The following is an 18,295-nucleotide window of genomic DNA, read 5'->3' on the forward strand; positions in this document are numbered from 1 at the left end:
GCACTGATCGCGAGGTGCGCCGGCCCGTCGTGCCCCATCTCCACAACGTTGTCGTGGAAGTTCAGCGCCTGCAGTTCGGTGAACGATCCACCGCCACCGAGCTTGTCCATCACCAGCATCGCCAGCGACGTCCGCAGCTCATACTCACCAGCAGCCGGCACACCCCTTGCCGTCAGCAACGAAGCTCCGAGGATCATCCCCGCGGCGACCCGCTCATGGGTCTCCCCATCGAGTCCTCGGTGGTAGTAGGCGAGCGTGTCCAGGCTGAAATCCTCGACCAGCCGATCCAGCGCGACCGACACCGTGGCACCCCAGCGGAAGTCGTCCTCGACCACCGAGTCGTCCAGGGTGAAGACGTCTTGGGCGACCTTCATCCTGGCTTCGGTTTCAGCCGGCGTGACCTGCTCCACCCGGACCCGCAGATCGTCGATCTCCAGGATCTCGACGTGTCCACCGAGCTGCGCGGAGACCAGGGTGGGGTCGGTGATCACATCCATCATGCCGGGGTAGAGATGCCCGAGCAGACCGTGCCGCCCGTGTCGAAGGGCCGCCCGGACCCCGGCCGCCTTGATCCACCGGGTGATCCGGGTCCACGCTCGCTCGTCCTCGACGTACCCGGAGACTGAGCGGAAGTCGATGCCGCAGCGCTCGAAGGCGTTCGCCATCTCCGGCAGCGGACAGGCACCGCAGTACGCGAGCCAAGCGCCGGTGTCGAAGGATGCGTGATCCATTGCCTCGGTCGGCTGCAGGTTGAGCAGCAGCACGGGTGCGCCGCTGCGCTGGGCGACCGGGACCAGCATCGACGCGGTCATGTAGGTCGTCAGGAAACCGACGATCAGGTCGCAGTCCGCGAGCCGCAGTTTCTCGGCCGCGGCGGCTCCGTCTGTGGCGTCGGAGATGAAGCCGACGTCCACCACCTCACAGTCGAGCTCGGAGAACCGCTCCGACACCCGGCGAGCAGACGCCTGCAACTGCGGCAGCAGGTCCGGGAACTGCGGCCAATAGGCGCCGAGCCCACCGGCGACCAGGCCGATCCGCGTCTTCCGCGGCTCGACCCACGGCAGCACGCCGTTCCCATCGACCGAACGACTCGGGTCAGTGCTCCACATGGCTTGAACTCCTCACCGGAGGAACGCCGCGGCGACGCCGGCGTCGACGGGTATGTGCAGACCGGTGGTGTGGGAGAGATCCCCGGCCGCGAGAGTGAAGACGGCCGCCGCGACGTGCTCCGGCAGCACCTCGCGCTTGAGGATGGTCCGCTGGGCGTAGAACGCCCCCAGCTCGGACTCCGGTACGCCGTACACCGCGGCGCGCTGGGCACCCCAGCCCTTGGCGAAGATGCCGGATCCACGGACCACGCCGTCCGGGTTCACGCCGTTGACGCGGATCCCGTGCTCCCCGAGCTCGGCCGCGAGTAGTCGGACCTGATGTGCCTGGTCCGCCTTGGCGGCGCCGTACGCGACGTTGTTGGGACCGGCGAAGACCGCGTTCTTGCTGGAGATGTAGACGATGTCGCCGCCGATGCCCTGGTCGATCAGGATCTTCGCGGCGGCCCGCGAGACGAGGAACGAGCCCTTGGCCATCACATTGTGCTGCAGGTCCCAGTCCTTCTCTGTGGTCTCGAGCAGCGGCTTCGAAATGGAGAGCCCGGCGTTGTTGACCACGAGGTCGACACCGCCGAACGCGAGCACCGCCTGCTCAAAGGCGGCGGCCACCGCTCCCTCCTGCGAGACATCGGCACTAACGGCAATGGCCTTATCGGTGCCGCCGATCTCCTTGGCCACCGCATCGGCCGCTGCTGTGTCCAGGTCCGCGACGACGACACACGCACCTTCCGCGGCCAGCCGGTGAGCGATCGCCTTGCCGATGCCGGAACCGCCACCGGTCACGAACGCGACCCGGGTGGCCAGCGGCTTCGGCTTGGGCATCCGCTGCAGCTTGGCCTCCTCGAGTGCCCAGTACTCGATCCGGAACTTCTCGCTCTCGTCGATCGGCGCGTAGGTCGAGACGGACTCAGCGCCGCGCATCACGTTGATCGCGTTGACGTAGAACTCTCCGGCGACGCGGGCGGTCTGCTTGTCCTTGCCGAAGCTGAACATCCCGACCCCCGGCACCAGCACGATCGCTGGATCCGCACCACGCATCGGCGGGCTGTCCGGCAAGGCATGGCGGTCGTAGTACGCCGCGTAGTCCTCGCGGTACTGCAGATGCAGCTCCCTGAGTCGGATCACGGCATCTTCCAGCGGCACTGACGGCGGCAGATCCAGCACCAGCGGCCGGACCTTGGTCCTGAGGAAGTGGTCCGGGCAGGAGGTCCCCAGGGCGGCCAACTCGGCCAGGCGTTCCCGGGCGGTGAACTCGAGCACGACGTCGTCGTCGGTGTAGTGCCCGACCTGCGGATTGTCCGTCGACGCCAACCCCCGGATCACCGGCGCCAACGCGGCCGCCCGTCGCCGCCGCTCTCCTTCCGGCAGCGCCTCGAACCCCGGTACTACGGGTCCGAATGGCTCGGCCTCTCCCCGGTCGGCGAGGAAGCGCTCTGCCGTCCGGATGATGTCCAGGGAGTTCGCCTCACACTCCTGCGAGGTGTCTCCCCACGCGGTGATGCCGTGGCCGCCGAGGATCACGCCGATAGCTTGCGGGTTGTCCCGCTTCACCTGGGCGATGTCCAATCCCAGCTGGAACCCAGGCCGCCGCCACGGAACCCAGACCACGCGATCCCCGAAGCACTCGGCCGTGAGCTTCTCGCCGTCGGCCGCCGTCGCCAGCGCGATGCCCGAGTCCGGGTGCAGGTGATCCACGTGCGGGGCGTCCACCAGACCGTGCATCGCGGTGTCGATCGAGGGGGCCGCTCCGCCCTTGCCGTGCAGGCAATAGTCGAAGGCCGCTACCATCTCGTCCTCACGATCCACGCCGGGGTAGACGTCGACGAGTGCGGTCAGCCGGTCGAGGCGCAGTACGGCCAGGCCTGCGGTCGTCAACGTGCCCAGGTCGCCGCCGGAGCCTTTCACCCAGAGCAGATCCACCGGCTGTTGGGTGACCGGATCCGTGGCGCTGCCCTTGGCGGAGGTGTTGCCGCCCGCATAGTTGGTATTGCGTGGGTCGGCACCCAACCTATTGCTGCGGGCAACAAGCTCGGCTGCAGTACCGCTTACGCTCACTCTCATGCTCCCCATCCGGCCTGTTGGCCGTCGGCGCGGTCCTTGCTGATCTGCTCGAAGTAGCCGCTGCGGTGGTACGCCGCGACCGGGTCCGGATCCAACCCTTGCTCGGCCCGCAGGCCGGCGAGCAACGGGCGGACGTCGGTGTTGTAGGCGTCCATCAGAGCCGCGTTGGCGGCCAGGACGTCTCCCTCCTGCTGGGCCTTGCGGAGCACGTCCCGATCGACCAGCAGGGCCTTGGCGGTGGCTTCCTGGACGTTCATCACCGAGCGGATGATGGCCGGGATCTTCGCCTCGATGTTGTGGCACTGGTCCAGCATGAAGGCGATGCCGCGGTCCGGGTCGAGGGCGTCACCGCGGACGATCTCGTTCATGATCCGGAACAGCTGGAACGGATCCGCCGCCCCCACCATCAGGTCGTCGTCGGCGTAGAACCGGCTGTTGAAGTCGAACGCGCCGAGCTTCTTCACCCGGAGCAGGAAGGCCACGATGAACTCGATGTTCGTGCCCGGCGCGTGGTGGCCGGTGTCGATGCAAACCGTTGCCTTGAGCCCCAGGTCGAGACAGTGTGCGTACGACGTACCCCAGTCCGGCACGTCGGTCGTGTAGAAGGCCGGCTCGAACAGCTTGTACTCCAGCAGCATCCGCTGGTCATCGCCGAGCCGGTCGTAGACCTCCTTCAGCGCGGTCGCCAGCCGGTCCTGCCGGTCCTGGATGTCGTCCTGCCCCGGGTAGTTGGTGCCGTCGGAGAACCACAGCTTCAGGTCCCGCGAACCGGTGGCGTCCATGATGTCGACGCACTCGAGCAGGTGGTCCGTGGCCTTGCGACGGATCCTCGGGTCGGGGTTGGTGACGCTGCCGAGCTTGTAGTCGTCATCCTGGAAGACGTTGCTGTTGATCGCCCCGAGCCGGACGCCCTGCTCGTCGGCGTAGGCGGCGAGCTTGCCGTAGTCGTCCACCTTGTCCCACGGGATGTGCAGGGCGACGCTCGGCGCGACCCCCGTATGTTTGTGCACCACCGCGGCATCGGCGATCTTCTCCTCCGGCGACCGCGGCACTCCCGGCTGGCTGAACACCTTGAACCGGGTCCCCGAGTTGCCGAACGCCCAGGACGGTAGTTCGATCTCCTGTCGGCTCAAAGCTTCAGTTACGGCTGTCATATCGGTCCCCAGCGCTAGTGGTTTCGGTCAGGTGGAAGATCTCGGGAAGCAGCACGAACGACTCGTCCGGAGGCCGGCCGTTCGATCCGCCACCGGCAGCGGTGAAGAACTCAGTCATCTCGGCCTGCCAGCGGGTGTTCACCTCGGTCGCCGCCATCGCCCGCTGCGCCGCCTCCAGGTCGTCGGCCTCGACGTAGCCGATCAGCAGGCCGTCCTCGCGGAGGAAGAGCGAGTAGTTGTGCCAGCCGGAGTCGCGCAGCGCGGCCTGCATGTCGGGCCACACCTCGCGGTGCCGGTCGACGTACTCGTCCAGCCGGTCCGGCTTGACCTGGAGGCAGAAGCAGTAGCGGTTCACCGGCGTCCCCGTGGTCAGAAGTCGAACTGGTCGATGTTGGTGGCGGTGAACTCGGTCGGCGGGCCGAGCACGATCTCGCCGTCCGCGCCGACGGTGTATTCGCCGAGCTTGCCGGCCTTGAACTTCTCGCCCTGCGCGCCGGTGATCTGCCCGGACTTCAGCGCGGCACCGGCATACGCGGCCAGGTACCCGATGTCGGCCGGGTTCCAGAGGGCGAACTTCTTCACCGTGCCGTCCTTGACGTACTTGCGCATCTGGTTCGGCAGCCCGAGTCCGGTGATCGCGACCTTGCCCTTGTAGCTGGAGGCGCTCACGTAGCGGGACGCGGCCGCGATTCCGACCGTGGTCGGCGACACGATCACCTTGAGGTTCGGGAAGGACTGCAGCAGGCCCTGCGCCTCGGTGAAGGACTTCTGGTCGTCGTCGTTGCCGTAGGCGATCTTGACCAGCTTGAGCTTGGCATTCTCCGGCTTGGCCAGCTCGGTCTTCATCACCTCGATCCAGGAGTTCTGGTTCGTCGCGTTCGGGGTGGCGGACAGGACGGCGATCTCACCAGAACCGCCGGCCAGGTCACTGGCCATCTTCACCAGGCTCTCGCCGATGCCCTGCGTGGTGGCCTGGTTGATGAAGGCGTCCCGGCAGGTCTTGGCCGCGTCCGAGTCGAAGGTGACGACCTTGATGTCGGCCTTGCGTGCCTGGTTCAGCGACGGGCAGACCGCGTTCGGGTCGTTGGCCGCGACCACGATCACGTCCTGCTGCTGCTGGATCAGCGTGTTGATGTAGCTGACCTGGGAGGACGCACTCGCGTCGTTCGGCCCGACCAGCTTGTACTCGCCCTTGATCTCGCCGACCGCGACCTTGCCGCCGCCGACCTCGACGTCGGTGTACGGATTGTTCAGCTGCTTGGGCAGGTAGGCGATCTTCAGGCCTTCCTTCAGCGGCGCGTTCGGGTCGGCCGCGGCGGAGCCCGAGTTGGTCGGCGCGGCGGTGTTCTGGTTCGCCGTGTCCTCCTTGGTGGTGCCGCCACAGGCGGTCAGCGCGAGGGACAAGGCGGCCACCGCCGACAGCGGCACCGCGAGACGGCGGGAGAGACGGAAGGTCATGGTTGTGCCCTTTCTGGACGGTGGCCTTGCAGGGGATCGGAGCGATGCCGGCGCCGCTGCACCGAGCTACGGACGGCGTTCGCGAGGTTCGGAGCCAGCACGGAGACGATCAACAGAACGCCGGTGACGACGTTGAGCGCCTCGTTCGACACATCGGACAGACGGAGTGCGTTCTGCAGCGAGGCCAGCAGGACCACACCTGCGATCACGCCAGGCAGTGCACCCTTGCCGCCGAAGATGGAGACACCACCGAGCAGGACGGCGGCGACCACGGCCAACTCGAGGCCGGCGCCGTTGTCGGCCCGGGCGCTGGAGTACCGCAGGGTCCACAACACCCCGGCGAGACCCGCCACCAGACCGCTCACGACGTACAGCCAGAACTTGAGGCGGCCGGGCCGGACACCGGCGAACCGGGCCGCCTGGTCGCTCGCGCCGACCGCGAACACCGCGCGACCGATCGGCGTCGCGTGCAGGATCACGCCGAACACGGCTGCGAGGACCACGATGATGATCAGGACGTTCGGGATCGACGTACCGGCGATGGTGCCGGTGACCCAGTCGGTGTAGACGGCCGGGAAGTCCGCGACCGCGCCATCACCGAGCACGACGAACGCGAGACCGCGGTAGAGCGCCAGGGTGCCGATGGTGACGGCCAGCGAGGGCAGCCCGAGGACCGTCACGAAGAACCCGTTGACCGCGCCGAGGAGCGCCCCGAGCAGCAGGCAGAGCGGGATGATCGTCTCGATCGGCTGGTTCGCGTTCCACAGATAGCCCATCACAGCGCTGGACAGGCCGAGCGTGCTCGCCACCGACAGGTCGATCTCGCCGGTCACGATCACCAGGGTCATCGGCAGCGCGACCAGCGCGATCGGCAACAGGTCGAGGACGAGGAAGCCGAAGTTCTGCGAGGTGGCGAAGTTCTGCACGGTCGCGGCGGCGACGATCAGGACGACGACGGTGACCGCGATGATCGCCACGTTCCAGTTGGCGAGCCGGCCGGGGATACCCACCGAACGCTCTTCGGCGACGCTGCTGTCAGTTGACATGGGAGCCCCGCATCTTGAGAGTCGCGGCGACCCTGGCCGCGACCAGGCGGTCGGCGCCGATGGCGAGCAGGATCAGGCCGCCGACGATCGCCTGCTGCCAGAACTGGTTGATCTCCAGCACCGCGAGAGCCGAACCGATGGTGGTCAGCAGCAGGGCTCCGAGCGCAGCGCCCCAGACCGAGCCGCTCCCGCCGAAGACCGCTACGCCGCCGACGACAACCGCGGCCACGACGTTCAGCTCGTACCCCGTCCCCGCGGCCGCGTCGATCGTGCCGAACCTCGCGGCGAACAACACCCCGGCCAGCCCGGCCAAGGCGCCGCTCACCCCGAAGGCGCCGATCGTCCGGCGCCCGACCGAGATGCCCGCGAGCCGCGCCGCCTGCGGGCTGGACCCCATCGCGTAGAGCTCCCGGCCGACGCGGTAGTTCCGCAGCACGATCGCGGTGATCACCAGCACCAGCAGGGCGATCAGGACCAGATAGGGAATCCCGATCAAGGTCGCGTTGCCGAAGTCGAGGAACCCGGAGGGGAGTTCGTCCGCGTTGATCTGCTGGCCACCGGCCCAGAAGTAGGTGATCCCGCGGACGACGTACAGGGTGCCCAGTGTCACCACCAGGGCCGGCACGTTCCCGTACCGGACGAGCACCCCGTTGACGGCGCCACAGACCCCTCCGACCGCGGCACCGATCAACAGCGCCAGTACGACGGGCAGGCCCGGGTGGTCCCGCAACAGGGTGCCGACGGTGAACGCACTCAGCCCGAGCACCGAGCCGACCGAGAGATCGATGTTCCGGGTGATCACCACCACGGCCTGACCGACCGCCAGTACGGCCAGGATCGCGGTGCCGAGCAGGATGTCGCGGATGCTCTGGCCGGAGAGAAAGCGGGGATTGGAGATCGCCGTCACCGCGACGAGCAGTGCGAGCGCGAGCACGATGCCGAGCTCGCGGGCCCTCAGGACCAGGTCGAGTGACGATCGCCTGGTCGAAACACCAGGAAGCCCGACGGCCGTCATACGGACGCCTCCTGACCCATTGCGGCGAACATGACCGACTCCTCCGTCGCCAGGGACCGGTCCAGTTCGGCGACGAGCCGCCCCTCTCGCATCACCAGGACACGGTCGGCCATGCCGAGCACCTCGGGCAGCTCCGACGACACCATCAGGATGGCGACCCCTTCCGCAGCCAGGCTGGACATCAGCCGGTGCACCTCTGCCTTCGTGCCGACGTCGATGCCCCGGGTCGGCTCGTCGACGATCAGCAGCTTCGGTGCCATCGACAACCACTTGGCCAGTACGACCTTCTGCTGGTTGCCGCCGGACAGGGTGCCGACCTCGTCGGAGAGCCGGCCGTACTTCGTCTTGAGCCGCCGCGTCCACTCCTGGGCCGAACGCCGCTCACTGCTGCCGGTGAGGAACCCGAGCTGCGAGAGTGCGCGGGACCGGGGCAGGGTCACGTTGCGCTCGATCGACAGCTCCATCACCAGGCCCTGCTGACGGCGGTCCTCCGGGACCAGGGCGACCCCGGCCGCCATCGCCGCGCGCGGCGAACCCGGCTTGAGGGTCTTGCCGAGGACCTTGACGGTGCCGGCGTCCCGCGGATCGACGCCGAAGATCGACTGAACCACCTCGGACCGGCCGGACCCGACCAACCCGGCCAGTGCGACGATCTCGCCCGCGCGGACCTCGAAGGACACCTCCGCGAAGACGGGATCGCGGCTCAGCCCGTCCACGGTCAGCACCACTGCGCCGGGCTCGACCTCCTGCTTGGGGAAGAGCGCACCAAGATCGCGGCCGACCATCCGGCGGACCATCTCGTCCACGCTGACCTCGCTGAGCAGGTCGGTCGACACAAGCTTGCCGTCCCGCATGATGGTGACCCGCTCGCACAGGGCGGTGATCTCCTCGAACCGGTGCGAGATGAACACCAGCGCGGCACCGTCGTCCCGCAGCGATCTGGCCACCGCGAACAATCGCTCGACCTCGACCCCGGTAAGCGCAGCAGTCGGCTCGTCCATCACCACCACGCGAGCGTCGGCCGAGATGGCCTTGGCGATCTCCACGAGCTGCTGGTCGGCGATGGACAGACCTCTCGCCGGGCGCGCCGGCTCGATGGAGACACCGAGCCTCGTGAAGAGCTGCTCGGCCTGCCGCAGCATCGCCGTACGGTCGATGGTTTTGAAACGACCCAGTGGCTGGCGGCCCATCGCGATGTTCTCCGCGACGGACAGGTCGGGGAAGAGCGTCGGCTCCTGGTAGATCACCGCGATACCGGCCGCCTTGGCGTCGGCCGGAGTGTTCAGCTCGACCGGGGTGCCGTCGAGCTCGATGGTGCCGGCGTCCGGACGATGCACACCGGCCAGCATTTTCACGATCGTGGACTTGCCTGCGCCGTTCTCCCCGACGAGCGCGTGTGCCTCCCCGCCGTACAGGTCGAACGAGACGTTCTGCACGGCCGCGACGGCGCCGAACGATTTCGACACCTCGCGGACCCGCAGCAGTGGGGCATCGCCCGACATGTCCACCTCCGTCTCTGATCGGGGTCCGGAACGTGCTTCCTGAAAGGTTTCAAGAAGATTGCCTGAAAGTACGGGGCGGCGGCTCCGGGCGTCAAGACCTCGTCGCGAAGTCTGTGGACAACCACAGGGGAAAGGGTGCGGAAATCCACAGGTGGCGGGGTACGCTTCCCCAGCTATCACGTTTCAACCCGGGAGGCCTCGTGGCGCCACCTAGCGCAGCCGGACGCGCCGACGGCGCGTCCGAGCCGGTCGAACCACCGGGGCGCTCGAGCCGGCAGCCGACGGGTAAGCCCGCGCCGCGGTCCGGGCGCGGACAGAACGGCGCCGGTCGAGCCGCGACGCCTTCTGCGCCGGCCGAACGCGCCGGTTCAGCAGCGCCGGCGAAGCGGAGCGGATCGGCAGCCATGCCCGCCAAGCGAAGCGGGTCGGCGGCGGCGACTCCGGCCAAGCGCGCAGGCTCGACGGCAGGGCAGGCTAGACCGAGCGGGTCGGCGGCGTTGCCCGCCAAGCGAAGCGGACCGACGACGGCGACTCCGGCCAAGCGCGCAGGCTCGCCGGCAGGGCAGGTTCGACCGAGCGGGTCGGCAGCACTGCCCGCCAAGCGAAGTGGATTGCCGGCCAAGCGAGTGGGAGCGGTGCCTGCCAAGCGGGCCGGGGGTGCCGGTAAGCCAGTGAGTCCGGAGGTCAGGCGGGCGGGGGCGCGGACGGTTGCGGCCCGGGCGCGGAGCCGGGGTCGGGCGGCTGCTGGCGTGAAGGATGTGGCAGCCGCCGCAGGGGTCTCGCTGGGAACGGTTTCGAACGTGCTGAACCGGCCGGAGATGGTCAGTCCGGCGACCCGCGCGAAGGTCGAGTCGGCGATGGAGTCGCTCGGGTTCGTGCGGAACGAGTCGGCGCGGCAGTTGCGCGCCGGAAGCAGCCGGATCCTGGCCTACCTGATGCTCGATCCGGGCAACCCGTTCTTCACCGATGTCGCCCGCGGGGTCGAGGAAGTGGCCGCGGAAGCCGGTCTTTCGGTGTTCCTTTGCAACAGCAACGAGGATGCCGCGCGCGAGGCGGACTACCTGGATCTGCTCGAACAGCAACGGGTCCAGGGCGTACTGATCACTCCGATCGACCCCGAATCGTCACGACTGCGGACCCTGCCGATGCGCGGTACGCCGGTAGTCGTGGTGGACCGGTCTCTCGACGATGCGGAGCACTGTTCGGTCGCGGTGGACGACGTACTCGGTGGTGAGGTGGCACTGAGTCATCTGATCGAACTGGGCCACAAGCGGATCGCCTTCGTCGGCGGGCCGAACAACATCGGCCAGGTCACCGATCGACGGCAGGGCGCTCGGCAGGCACTGGAGCGCGCCGGCCTGCAGGCGGGAGATCTGGTCGAGGTACTGACGGGCGGGTTGACCGTTGCCGAAGGTAGAGGCGCTGGGCAACGACTAGCCGGACTACCGGCAGACCGCCGTCCAACGGCAGCGTTCTGCGCGAACGACCTACTGGCGTTGGGTTTGCTGCAACAGTGCGTAAGCCTCGGCCTGCGGGTCCCCGAGGACCTGGCGATCGTGGGCTACGACGACATCGAGTTCGCAGCCGCGGCGGCGGTCCCGCTCACCTCGGTACGACAGCCCCGCCAACTCCTCGGCCGAACGGCCGCCGAGCTCCTGCTGGACGAATCCTCGAACCCCGACCACGAACACCAACGGGTCACCTTCACCCCCGAACTGGTCGTCCGCACCTCCACCCGAGGCACGTCCGCCCGGAGCTGACGCCGGGCGCCGGCGAGCGCAGTACAGGCGGACCGCCATCACCTCGTGCGCTTGGGGCCCGGACCGCTCCGGGACCGCCGTGCCCCTGCTGACGTCGGTACAGGCGAGGCGGACCGGGGCCCAAACACACAAGCTGAAACCACCTTCAGCACCACCCAGTCTGCCACGCCTGTCCATCATTCGGAATATGACGTCTTATATATTGGTATGTTGCTCGCTGGTCCAGTGCCCGACCGCGCCCCAAAGGCACCTCACGATCTGTGCTGAAAGTCGCTCGGACCTTCACGTTGCGTGACGAAAGGCGTAACGTGCCGGTCTTGTCGGGCGATGAGGGAGATGTGGGCCTACTGGGGTCCGCTGGGGATACGCCCGTGGGGGGCATCAAATGGCAGAGGAAACCTGGCACCAGGCCCGACTGATCCCGACCTCGGGAATCAACGGAGCCGACGAGCAAGAGCGACGGGCGACATCGGCACTGCTGGCGGTGATGTCGTCGGTCCGCGAGTTCGGCCGGGTGCTGACGCAGCCGCTCGGCGCGCCGGCAGGCGCCCTGGAGACGTACATCGAAGTGCCCTTCCAGTTCGGTGAGCGACGGCTGTATCCGGACGGACTGATTCGCGCGCGCCGCGGCCAGAAGGAATGGACCGCTCTGGTGGAGGTCAAGACCGGCGTGAACGAGCTGGCGACCGAGCAACTCGAGGCCTATCTCGACATCGCACGCGAGCAGGACTTCGATGCGGTCATCACCATCTCGAATGAGATCCCAGCCATTGCCGGTCTGCATCCCACGAAGATCGACAAACGGAAACTGAAGCGGGTCGCCCTGCATCACTGGTCATGGTCGCAGGTGCTCGCCGAGGCGGTCCTGCAGAAGGAACATCGCGGTGTTGCCGACCCCGACCAGGCATGGATCCTCGGTGAACTGATCCGCTACCTGGAACATCCACGGTCCGGGGCGCTCGAGTTCGATGACATGGGCGCGTCCTGGGTGACCACCCGGGAGGCAGTCGCCTCCGGCACGCTTCGTCCAGGCGACAAATGCGCGCCCGAGGTAGCCGCCCGGTTCGACGCCCTGCTGCGGTATGTCAGCCTTCAACTGGGCCGCCGCCTCGGCGACGATGTCACTCCCGCGCTGAGTCGCAAGGAGTTGGCCGAGCCTGCACTTCGCTCGCAGGCTCTGGTTCAGTCGATGTGCGCCAACGGCACTCTGCAGGGTGCGATCAATATCCCGAACACCGTCGGACCGTTGGTCGTGACAACCGATCTCCGGGCTGGACGCGTGACCTGTCATGTGGACATCTCAGCGCCCCGGGACGGTCGCGCGGCTACCCGCGTCAACTGGCTGGTTCGGCAGCTACGTCACGCCCCTGACAGCGTCCGGCTGGAGGCCTTCGCCATGCACACCCGCGGCGCGGGCACAGCCGAGCTTCTCAAAGTGGTCCGCGAACAGCCCACTGCTCTGATTGAAGATCCCAAGAAGGACCTCCGGTCCTTCCGAGTCGCTCTCGCCCTGCCGCTGGGAACGAAGCGCGGGCGGGGGCGGGGCTCCTTCATCGAGTCCGTTGAAACCGCAATCAACACGTTCTACGGCGACGTCGTCCAGGACCTGCGGACCTGGACAGCGGTTCCACCCCGACTGCGCGAGACTCCGGAACAGCCTGAGGGAAGGCCGTCCCTCGCGTCGACGGCGTTGTCCTCCCAGGACGGGCAGGAACCCGGAGACGAGCCTGCAGCCGAGCCCGTGACGGCTTTGATCGAACCACCGACAGCCGCTGCGGTGCCGGATCAACCCGCTGTCGCGGACCCCGGCGTACTGGTCGATGTCGACGGTCCGGCCCCGGCATATGCAGGAAACCTGGAGAACCCATCCATTTGAGCCCGGTTTCGTGACACGCTTTGGGGGTGGACAGGGATGGGTTCTGGGGGCTGGTGGAAGCGGCCCGGGATGAAGTGGATGACACGGCGGCGGATCCGGACGGGGTCGCGGATGCGTTGACCAAGGCGCTGGGCGGGATGGCGCCGGAGCAGATCGTCGGATTCGGGGTCGAGTTCGAGCACCTGCAGGTGGAGTCGTACCGGCTGGATCTGTGGGCGGCGGCATACCTGATCAACGGGGGCGCGTCGGATGACGGGTTCGACTACTTCCGGGGCTGGCTGGTCGCGCAGGGCCGGGAGATCTGGGAAGCCGCGCTGGCCGATCCGGACTCGCTGGCGGATGTGGTCGACGAGGACCAGGACGAGGAGTTCGAGGGGTTCGACGGCGAGGCGCTGCTCGTGGTCGGCCCGAACGCCTACCAGGCCGCGGCCGGATCCGAGAAGGCCTACTGGGAGGCGGTCGAGGCCGCGACCACGGAGTACGCCGATGTCCCGGCAGGCAACGATTTCGACTTCGACGACAAGTCCGAGATGCGCGCCCGCTTCCCCCGCCTCTCAGTCCTCTACCTCGCCGACTAAACCCCGCTGACGTCCGAAGAACTGGAGGGACGTCTCGCTAGTTCTTCGGACGTAAGGCGAGAACTAGGCCGGTTCGCCGCTGAGGCGTTCTATGAAGGTGCGGAGGCGGCGGCGCCAGTCAGGTTGGGTGGCCTCCGGGTCGGCCGCGGCGAGGCTGACCAGGTGTTGCGTCATCTCGAAGCCGGCCACCGCCTCGCGGAGCAGGGTGAGGGTCTCGTCCGGTACTGCGTCGTCGTCGGCAACCGGGTGGTTCACCCAGCCGGCGCCGAAGCTGGCAGGAACCAGCAGTTCGGGGACCAGGGACTCGTGGCTCAATGAGGCCAGATCTGCGTTGCCGTTGTCGATGCTGAAGATGGTGGTGCCGCGGCGACGGACATCGTCGATCCGCTCGAGCAAGGTGTCCGCCGGAGTCTGCTCGGCGACTACCAGGAGGGACTCGCCTCGACCGCTCTCGCGGAGGCGATCCAGGCCGATCGCCAGGTGAGCCGGGGCGTCCGGCGGCGGGGACCAGCGAACCAGGGACGGGCGGACGTCCTCGACGCCGGCGCGATGGAGCTCGTCGTCCAGGTGCGCGGTGAGGTGCCACGGCTCGTCCTCGGCCGGGCCGAACAGCAGCAGCCCGCCCCGGCGAGTGGTGTATCGGCGCAGGGAGTGGGCGAAGTCGGTGGTGCGGCTGCCGAGTTCGGTGCCGGTGAGCATCTCCCGGAGCAGCGATGCCTTGGTGAGGTCCACCCCTCAAACCTGACACAAGTCCGGGGTCCGCGCGACTCGCAGTACGGGCTAGTGTCCCGCTCACGGGACACCTAGAGCCGGTCGGCCTTGGATTTGAGGTAGTCGCGTTCGGGGACGCTGGTCGTACGGCGGGCCGCCAGCAGGTAGCTCGCCTTGGCACCGACCATGTCGCCCGACATCTCCAGCAGGTGGGCCCGTACCGCCTCCAGCCGGTGATGATCCGTCATGCGGCCATCCGACTCCAGGGGTTCCAGCAGGGCCAGTCCCTCCTTCGGGCCGGTCGCCATCGCCACCGCGACCGCATGGTTCAGCGTGACCATCGGGTTGTCGGAGATCTGCTCGAGCACCTGGTACAGCGCGACGATCTGCGCCCAGTCGGTGTCCTCGGCCCGCTCGGCGGTCCCGTGCACGGCGGCGATCGCTGCCTGCACCTGGTACGGCCCCAGCTGGCTGTGGGCGAGCGCGTCGGAGACCAGCGCCTCACCTTCGACGATGGCCTCCTTGTTCCACTTCGACCGATCCTGCTCGGCCAGGGGAATCAGAGCGCCGTCCGCATCCGTACGGGCCAAGCGGCGTGCATCCGTCAGCAGCATCAGTGCCAGCAGCCCAGCGACCTCACCGTCTTCAGGCAGCAGTCGGCGAACCCCGCGGACCAGCCGGATCGCTTCGGTGGTGAGCTCGGCACTGTGCAGATCCGTGCCTGATGACGCGGTGTAGCCCTCGTTGAAGATCAGGTAGAGCACGTGCAGCACCGCGCCCATCCGGGCATCCCGCTCGGCCTCGGGCGGCATCTCGAAAGAGCTCCCGGCCTGCTTGATGCTGCGCTTGGCCCGGCTGATCCGCTGCGCCATCGTTGCTTCCGGCACCAAGAACCCGGCGGCGATCTGAGCCGTGGTCAGACCGCCAACAGCCCTTAGTGTCAAGGCGATCTGGGACGCGGCGGACAGCGACGGGTGACAGCAGAGGAACAACAGAGTGAGCGTGTCGTCGCGTCCACCGTGATCATCATCCTCGGGGCCTGAGGCAACAAACTCCTCGACAGGCGCCAGCACCGCCGCGTTCTCCTCGCGTTTGCGGCGGGCACTCTCGCTGCGCAACAGGTCGGTCAGCCGCCGCGAGCCGACCCGGATCAGCCAGCCGCGGGGATTGTCCGGAACGCCTTCGGTCGGCCACTGCTGAGCAGCCGCCAGCAGGGCCTCCTGCACGGCCTCCTCGGCCAGGTCGAAGTGCCCGTAGTGCCGCACCAGCGCGCTCAGTACCTGCGGCGTCTGCTCCCGGAGGAGGAGCTCGAAGTCGCTCACATCTCCAGCCCGGACGAATCCATCACCGGCCGCACCTCCACGGCCACGTACTTCGCGTCCGGCATCCGGGCCGCGTAGTCGATCGCCTGGTCGATGTCGTCGCACTCCACCAGGTAGAAGCCCGCCAGGTGCTCCTTGGCCTCGGCGTACGGCCCGTCGGTGGTGGTCCGGGTGTCGTCCGCCTGCACCGACACGGTCCGGGTGGTGATCGGGTCGGCCAGCCCGGCCGAGCTCACCAGGAGTCCCTGCTCGGTCAGCTCCCGGGTCAGATCGTGGTGCGCGCGGCTCAGGCCCTCCCGCTGCTCGGCGGACAGGCTCGCCCAGCTCTCCGGGTTGCTGTAGATCAGCAGCATGTATTTCACGGTCACCATCCTGACGGTCGCGGAGGCCCCTGTGACCCCCTCTCACGGAGTTACGTCGGATCCGGACCGGCCGATCTCGACATTTTGTCGAGGTGAAGCCGCCAGGCCCGACGTCTCCGGTGAGTGACGCCCAGCCCGGGCGTCGCAGTACTGGAGGCAAGTCGCCATGCAAAACGATCCGAAGCGCTGGTTCGCGCTGGCCCTGCTCTGCGTCACCGGGTTCATGATCATCCTGGACGCGTCGATCGTGCTCGTCGCCATCCCGTCGATCGAGCGGGAACTGAGCTTTTCCACCGGCGGCGTGCAGTGGGTGCCCAGCGGATACGCACTGATGTTCGGCGGATTGCTGCTGCTCGGCGGCCGGATCTCCGACCTCCTCGGCAGGCGCAGGGTGTTCATCGCCGGCCTGCTGCTGTTCGCCGCTTCCTCCCTGCTCTGCGGCTTCGCGTGGAGCGGAGATGCGCTGGTACTGGCCCGCGGCCTGCAGGGGATCGCCGCCGCAGTACTGGCTCCCAGCGCACTCTCGATCGTCATGAACACCTTCCCTGACGGCGCCGAGCGCAACAAGGCACTAGGGATCTGGGGCGCCACCAGCGGCGTCGGCGGTACTGCGGGGTCACTGATCGGCGGTCCGGTCACCGACGGCCTCGGCTGGCAGTGGATCTTCTTCATCAACGTGCCGGTCTGTCTCCTGGTGGTCGTACTGGCTCCGGTCCTGCTGCAGGACAGCCGCGGCCCCGGCAGGCGTGGTTTCGATGTGGCGGGCGCCGTCACAGTGACCGCCGCCTTGATCGTTCTCGTGTACGCCGTGATCGAGGCGCCCACGTCGTCCGCCGGGAGGACCACGCTGCTCGCACTCCTGTCAGCAGCCCTGTTCGCGGTGTTCGTGCTGATTGAGCAGCGGTCGAACGCCCCGCTCGTACCGCTGCGGATCTTCCGGTCGCGTGCCCTGGTCGGCGGCAACCTGATCACCATCGCCTTCGGGCTCGGGGCCTTCGGGCTGAACTTCATCTACACGCAGTACGCCCAGCTCGCTCTCGGGTACTCCGCCGTGCGGTACGGACTGGTGTCGGCCGTCCTGGCTGCTGCCGCTGTGGCCGGGTCCATCATCGGGCAGAACCTGGTGACCCGGATCGGCATCCGGCCGGTGGCTGCCACTGGCCTGCTACTGACCGGTGCCGGCGCCACGGTGATGAGTCAGCTCACTGTCGACTCTGGCTACTTCGAGCTCGCCTTCTGGGGGTTGACCCTCTTCGGCGCAGGCCTGGGAGCCGGGACGGTTGCAGGCGCGATCGCGGCCTTGAGCGATGTGGCTGGGGACGACGCCGGAGTCGCCTCGGGTCTGCAAAACGCCAGCTTCCAGATCGGTGGCGCAGTAGGTATCGCCGTACTGTCGGCCGTGGCAGTGGCGAACACGACAGGGTCGAGCCCTGCTGCGCTGACCTCTGGTTACCGCATGGCTTTCGCTGCCTGCTGGGCGTTCGTAGCCGTCGGACTGGTCGGCACCGCCTTACTGCTCAAGCGGCCTGCAAAGGAGCCTGTCGACGCAGCCCCTGAAGTCTCTACGGCGCGCTGATGAGGGTCCCGCGGAGTTCGACGCGGTCGTGGACCAGGGCGGCGACGCGGGCGGCGAGTTGCTGGGCGCGTTCGTCGTCGGGGACGTCGATCATGAAGAAGCCGGCCAGTTGCTCCTTGGCCTCGGCGAACGGGCCATCCGTGACCACCTTGACCCCGTCGCGAACCTGCACGATCCGGCCGTCACCCGGCAGGCTCAGCCCCTCGGAGCTGACCAGTTCACCGGAGGCGGCCAGCTCGTCCTTCAGCGCCATCAGGCCTTGCAGCGCCGCGACGTCCTCGTCGGATCCCGTCCACGTGTCGTCGGTGGTGCCGAAGATCAGTACCAAGTACCTCATCGCCGCATCGTAACCAGCCTCGGGGACAGAACGGGGCCCCGCGAAGAAAATGCGCGGGGCCCCGTTCGCTCAGACGATCAGAACCAGTGTCGTCGGCCGCCTACTGAGCGGCCGGTGGATCCGAGCAGGAACAGCACCGCTCCGACCACGAGCAGGATGATTCCGAGCGTCCACAGGATCGGGACACTCAGCAGGAATCCCAGCAACAGCAGAACCAGTCCGAGGATGAGCATGAATTCTCCTTCTCCGAAAAGCCGCCTGGCGGATCGGCGGCAGCAACTCCGGTGCCCATCTCAGACCACACAAACCTCCAACAAGCGCTTGACAGCGCACAGCAACCACCGCGTACGGCGTACCGGGGCTGGTGTTCAACGCCAGGGGAAGCGGGGCGAGCGTTTCTCGGTGAAGGCGGCGACGCCCTCGGCCAGCTC

At 67.8% G+C, this 18,295-nt stretch carries 17 protein-coding genes; 4 read left to right on the forward strand and 13 right to left on the reverse strand.

Annotated features, from left to right (window positions below):
• The 8 genes from VFG33_RS35965 to VFG33_RS36000 all read right to left on the reverse strand — a co-directional run.
• A partial coding sequence (locus VFG33_RS35965; protein WP_325057495.1) for an L-fucose/L-arabinose isomerase family protein occupies nt 1–1,109 on the reverse strand: 1,109 nt, incomplete at its 3' end.
• A gap of 12 nt (nt 1,110–1,121) precedes the next feature.
• Nucleotides 1,122–3,167, reverse strand: a complete 2,046-nt coding sequence (locus VFG33_RS35970) for a bifunctional aldolase/short-chain dehydrogenase (protein ID WP_325057496.1) — start codon at nt 3,165–3,167, stop codon at nt 1,122–1,124.
• Nucleotides 3,164–4,321, reverse strand: a complete 1,158-nt coding sequence (gene rhaI / locus VFG33_RS35975; RefSeq protein WP_325057497.1) for an L-rhamnose isomerase — start codon at nt 4,319–4,321, stop codon at nt 3,164–3,166. The genes VFG33_RS35970 and rhaI overlap by 4 nt, the downstream gene beginning before the upstream one ends.
• Entirely contained in the window at nt 4,305–4,676 is a 372-nt protein-coding gene (locus VFG33_RS35980; RefSeq protein WP_325057498.1) for an L-rhamnose mutarotase, read from the reverse strand. Before VFG33_RS35980 ends, rhaI begins: the two co-directional genes overlap by 17 nt.
• Before the next feature lie 14 nt (nt 4,677–4,690).
• On the reverse strand, nt 4,691–5,779 hold the full coding sequence (gene rhaS, locus VFG33_RS35985) for a rhamnose ABC transporter substrate-binding protein (RefSeq protein ID WP_325057499.1): 1,089 nt from the start codon (nt 5,777–5,779) through the stop codon (nt 4,691–4,693).
• Complete coding sequence (locus tag VFG33_RS35990) at nt 5,776–6,825, reverse strand: ABC transporter permease (RefSeq protein WP_325057500.1); 1,050 nt, start codon at nt 6,823–6,825, stop codon at nt 5,776–5,778. Before VFG33_RS35990 ends, rhaS begins: the two co-directional genes overlap by 4 nt.
• Nucleotides 6,815–7,840: an ABC transporter permease gene (locus VFG33_RS35995; protein WP_325057501.1), complete on the reverse strand. Its 1,026-nt coding sequence runs from the start codon at nt 7,838–7,840 to the stop codon at nt 6,815–6,817. Before VFG33_RS35995 ends, VFG33_RS35990 begins: the two co-directional genes overlap by 11 nt.
• A complete protein-coding gene (locus tag VFG33_RS36000; protein WP_325057502.1) occupies nt 7,837–9,342 on the reverse strand; it encodes a sugar ABC transporter ATP-binding protein in 1,506 nt (501 codons plus the stop codon). Before VFG33_RS36000 ends, VFG33_RS35995 begins: the two co-directional genes overlap by 4 nt.
• A gap of 749 nt (nt 9,343–10,091) precedes the next feature.
• Here VFG33_RS36000 and VFG33_RS36005 point away from each other — a divergent pair.
• The 3 genes from VFG33_RS36005 to VFG33_RS36015 all read left to right on the forward strand — a co-directional run bounded on the left by VFG33_RS36005 (nt 10,092) and on the right by VFG33_RS36015 (nt 13,556).
• Complete coding sequence (locus VFG33_RS36005; RefSeq protein WP_325057503.1) at nt 10,092–11,102, forward strand: LacI family DNA-binding transcriptional regulator; 1,011 nt, start codon at nt 10,092–10,094, stop codon at nt 11,100–11,102.
• A gap of 385 nt (nt 11,103–11,487) precedes the next feature.
• On the forward strand, nt 11,488–12,978 hold the full coding sequence (locus tag VFG33_RS36010) for a hypothetical protein (protein ID WP_325057504.1): 1,491 nt from the start codon (nt 11,488–11,490) through the stop codon (nt 12,976–12,978).
• A gap of 26 nt (nt 12,979–13,004) precedes the next feature.
• Nucleotides 13,005–13,556: a DUF4240 domain-containing protein gene (locus VFG33_RS36015; protein ID WP_325057505.1), complete on the forward strand. Its 552-nt coding sequence runs from the start codon at nt 13,005–13,007 to the stop codon at nt 13,554–13,556.
• A 63-nt stretch (nt 13,557–13,619) separates the two neighbouring features.
• Here the strand turns inward: VFG33_RS36015 and VFG33_RS36020 are convergent, their stop codons facing one another.
• The 3 genes from VFG33_RS36020 to VFG33_RS36030 all read right to left on the reverse strand — a co-directional run bounded on the left by VFG33_RS36020 (nt 13,620) and on the right by VFG33_RS36030 (nt 15,942).
• The gene (locus VFG33_RS36020) at nt 13,620–14,288 is read right to left on the reverse strand and encodes a hypothetical protein (RefSeq protein WP_325057506.1); all 669 of its coding nucleotides are present in this window, start codon (nt 14,286–14,288) and stop codon (nt 13,620–13,622) included.
• A 71-nt stretch (nt 14,289–14,359) separates the two neighbouring features.
• The gene (locus tag VFG33_RS36025; RefSeq protein ID WP_325057507.1) at nt 14,360–15,589 is read right to left on the reverse strand and encodes an RNA polymerase sigma factor; all 1,230 of its coding nucleotides are present in this window, start codon (nt 15,587–15,589) and stop codon (nt 14,360–14,362) included.
• On the reverse strand, nt 15,586–15,942 hold the full coding sequence (locus tag VFG33_RS36030; RefSeq protein ID WP_325057511.1) for a YciI family protein: 357 nt from the start codon (nt 15,940–15,942) through the stop codon (nt 15,586–15,588). Before VFG33_RS36030 ends, VFG33_RS36025 begins: the two co-directional genes overlap by 4 nt.
• A 175-nt stretch (nt 15,943–16,117) precedes the next feature.
• Between VFG33_RS36030 and VFG33_RS36035 the strand changes: the two genes are divergently transcribed.
• Complete coding sequence (locus tag VFG33_RS36035; protein ID WP_325057508.1) at nt 16,118–17,527, forward strand: MFS transporter; 1,410 nt, start codon at nt 16,118–16,120, stop codon at nt 17,525–17,527.
• Here VFG33_RS36035 and VFG33_RS36040 read toward each other — a convergent pair.
• Both VFG33_RS36040 and VFG33_RS36045 read right to left on the reverse strand, forming a co-directional pair.
• Entirely contained in the window at nt 17,514–17,864 is a 351-nt protein-coding gene (locus VFG33_RS36040) for a YciI family protein (RefSeq protein ID WP_325057509.1), read from the reverse strand. The genes VFG33_RS36035 and VFG33_RS36040 overlap by 14 nt on opposite strands.
• A 77-nt stretch (nt 17,865–17,941) precedes the next feature.
• Nucleotides 17,942–18,097, reverse strand: coding sequence for a DUF6131 family protein (locus VFG33_RS36045; RefSeq protein WP_325057510.1), 156 nt, complete (start codon nt 18,095–18,097; stop codon nt 17,942–17,944).
• Nucleotides 18,098–18,295 lie beyond the last annotated feature (198 nt).

It is taken from the genome of Kribbella sp. (genome assembly GCF_035687465.1).
Lineage (GTDB): Bacteria > Actinomycetota > Actinomycetes > Propionibacteriales > Kribbellaceae > Kribbella.

What these genes read in the sequence shown, in the direction of transcription:
- rhaI (WP_325057497.1), bottom strand. Translation starts at nt 4,321, where the DNA reads ATGACAGCCGTAACTGAAGCTTTGAGCCGACAGGAGATCGAACTACCG.
- VFG33_RS36030 (WP_325057511.1), bottom strand. Translation starts at nt 15,942, where the DNA reads ATGCTGCTGATCTACAGCAACCCGGAGAGCTGGGCGAGCCTGTCCGCC.
- VFG33_RS36045 (WP_325057510.1), bottom strand. Translation starts at nt 18,097, where the DNA reads ATGCTCATCCTCGGACTGGTTCTGCTGTTGCTGGGATTCCTGCTGAGT.
- rhaS (WP_325057499.1), bottom strand. Translation starts at nt 5,779, where the DNA reads ATGACCTTCCGTCTCTCCCGCCGTCTCGCGGTGCCGCTGTCGGCGGTG.
- VFG33_RS35970 (WP_325057496.1), bottom strand. Translation starts at nt 3,167, where the DNA reads ATGAGAGTGAGCGTAAGCGGTACTGCAGCCGAGCTTGTTGCCCGCAGC.
- VFG33_RS36010 (WP_325057504.1), top strand. Translation starts at nt 11,488, where the DNA reads ATGGCAGAGGAAACCTGGCACCAGGCCCGACTGATCCCGACCTCGGGA.
- VFG33_RS36040 (WP_325057509.1), bottom strand. Translation starts at nt 17,864, where the DNA reads ATGAGGTACTTGGTACTGATCTTCGGCACCACCGACGACACGTGGACG.
- VFG33_RS35990 (WP_325057500.1), bottom strand. Translation starts at nt 6,825, where the DNA reads ATGTCAACTGACAGCAGCGTCGCCGAAGAGCGTTCGGTGGGTATCCCC.
- VFG33_RS36000 (WP_325057502.1), bottom strand. Translation starts at nt 9,342, where the DNA reads ATGTCGGGCGATGCCCCACTGCTGCGGGTCCGCGAGGTGTCGAAATCG.
- VFG33_RS36035 (WP_325057508.1), top strand. Translation starts at nt 16,118, where the DNA reads ATGCAAAACGATCCGAAGCGCTGGTTCGCGCTGGCCCTGCTCTGCGTC.
- VFG33_RS35995 (WP_325057501.1), bottom strand. Translation starts at nt 7,840, where the DNA reads ATGACGGCCGTCGGGCTTCCTGGTGTTTCGACCAGGCGATCGTCACTC.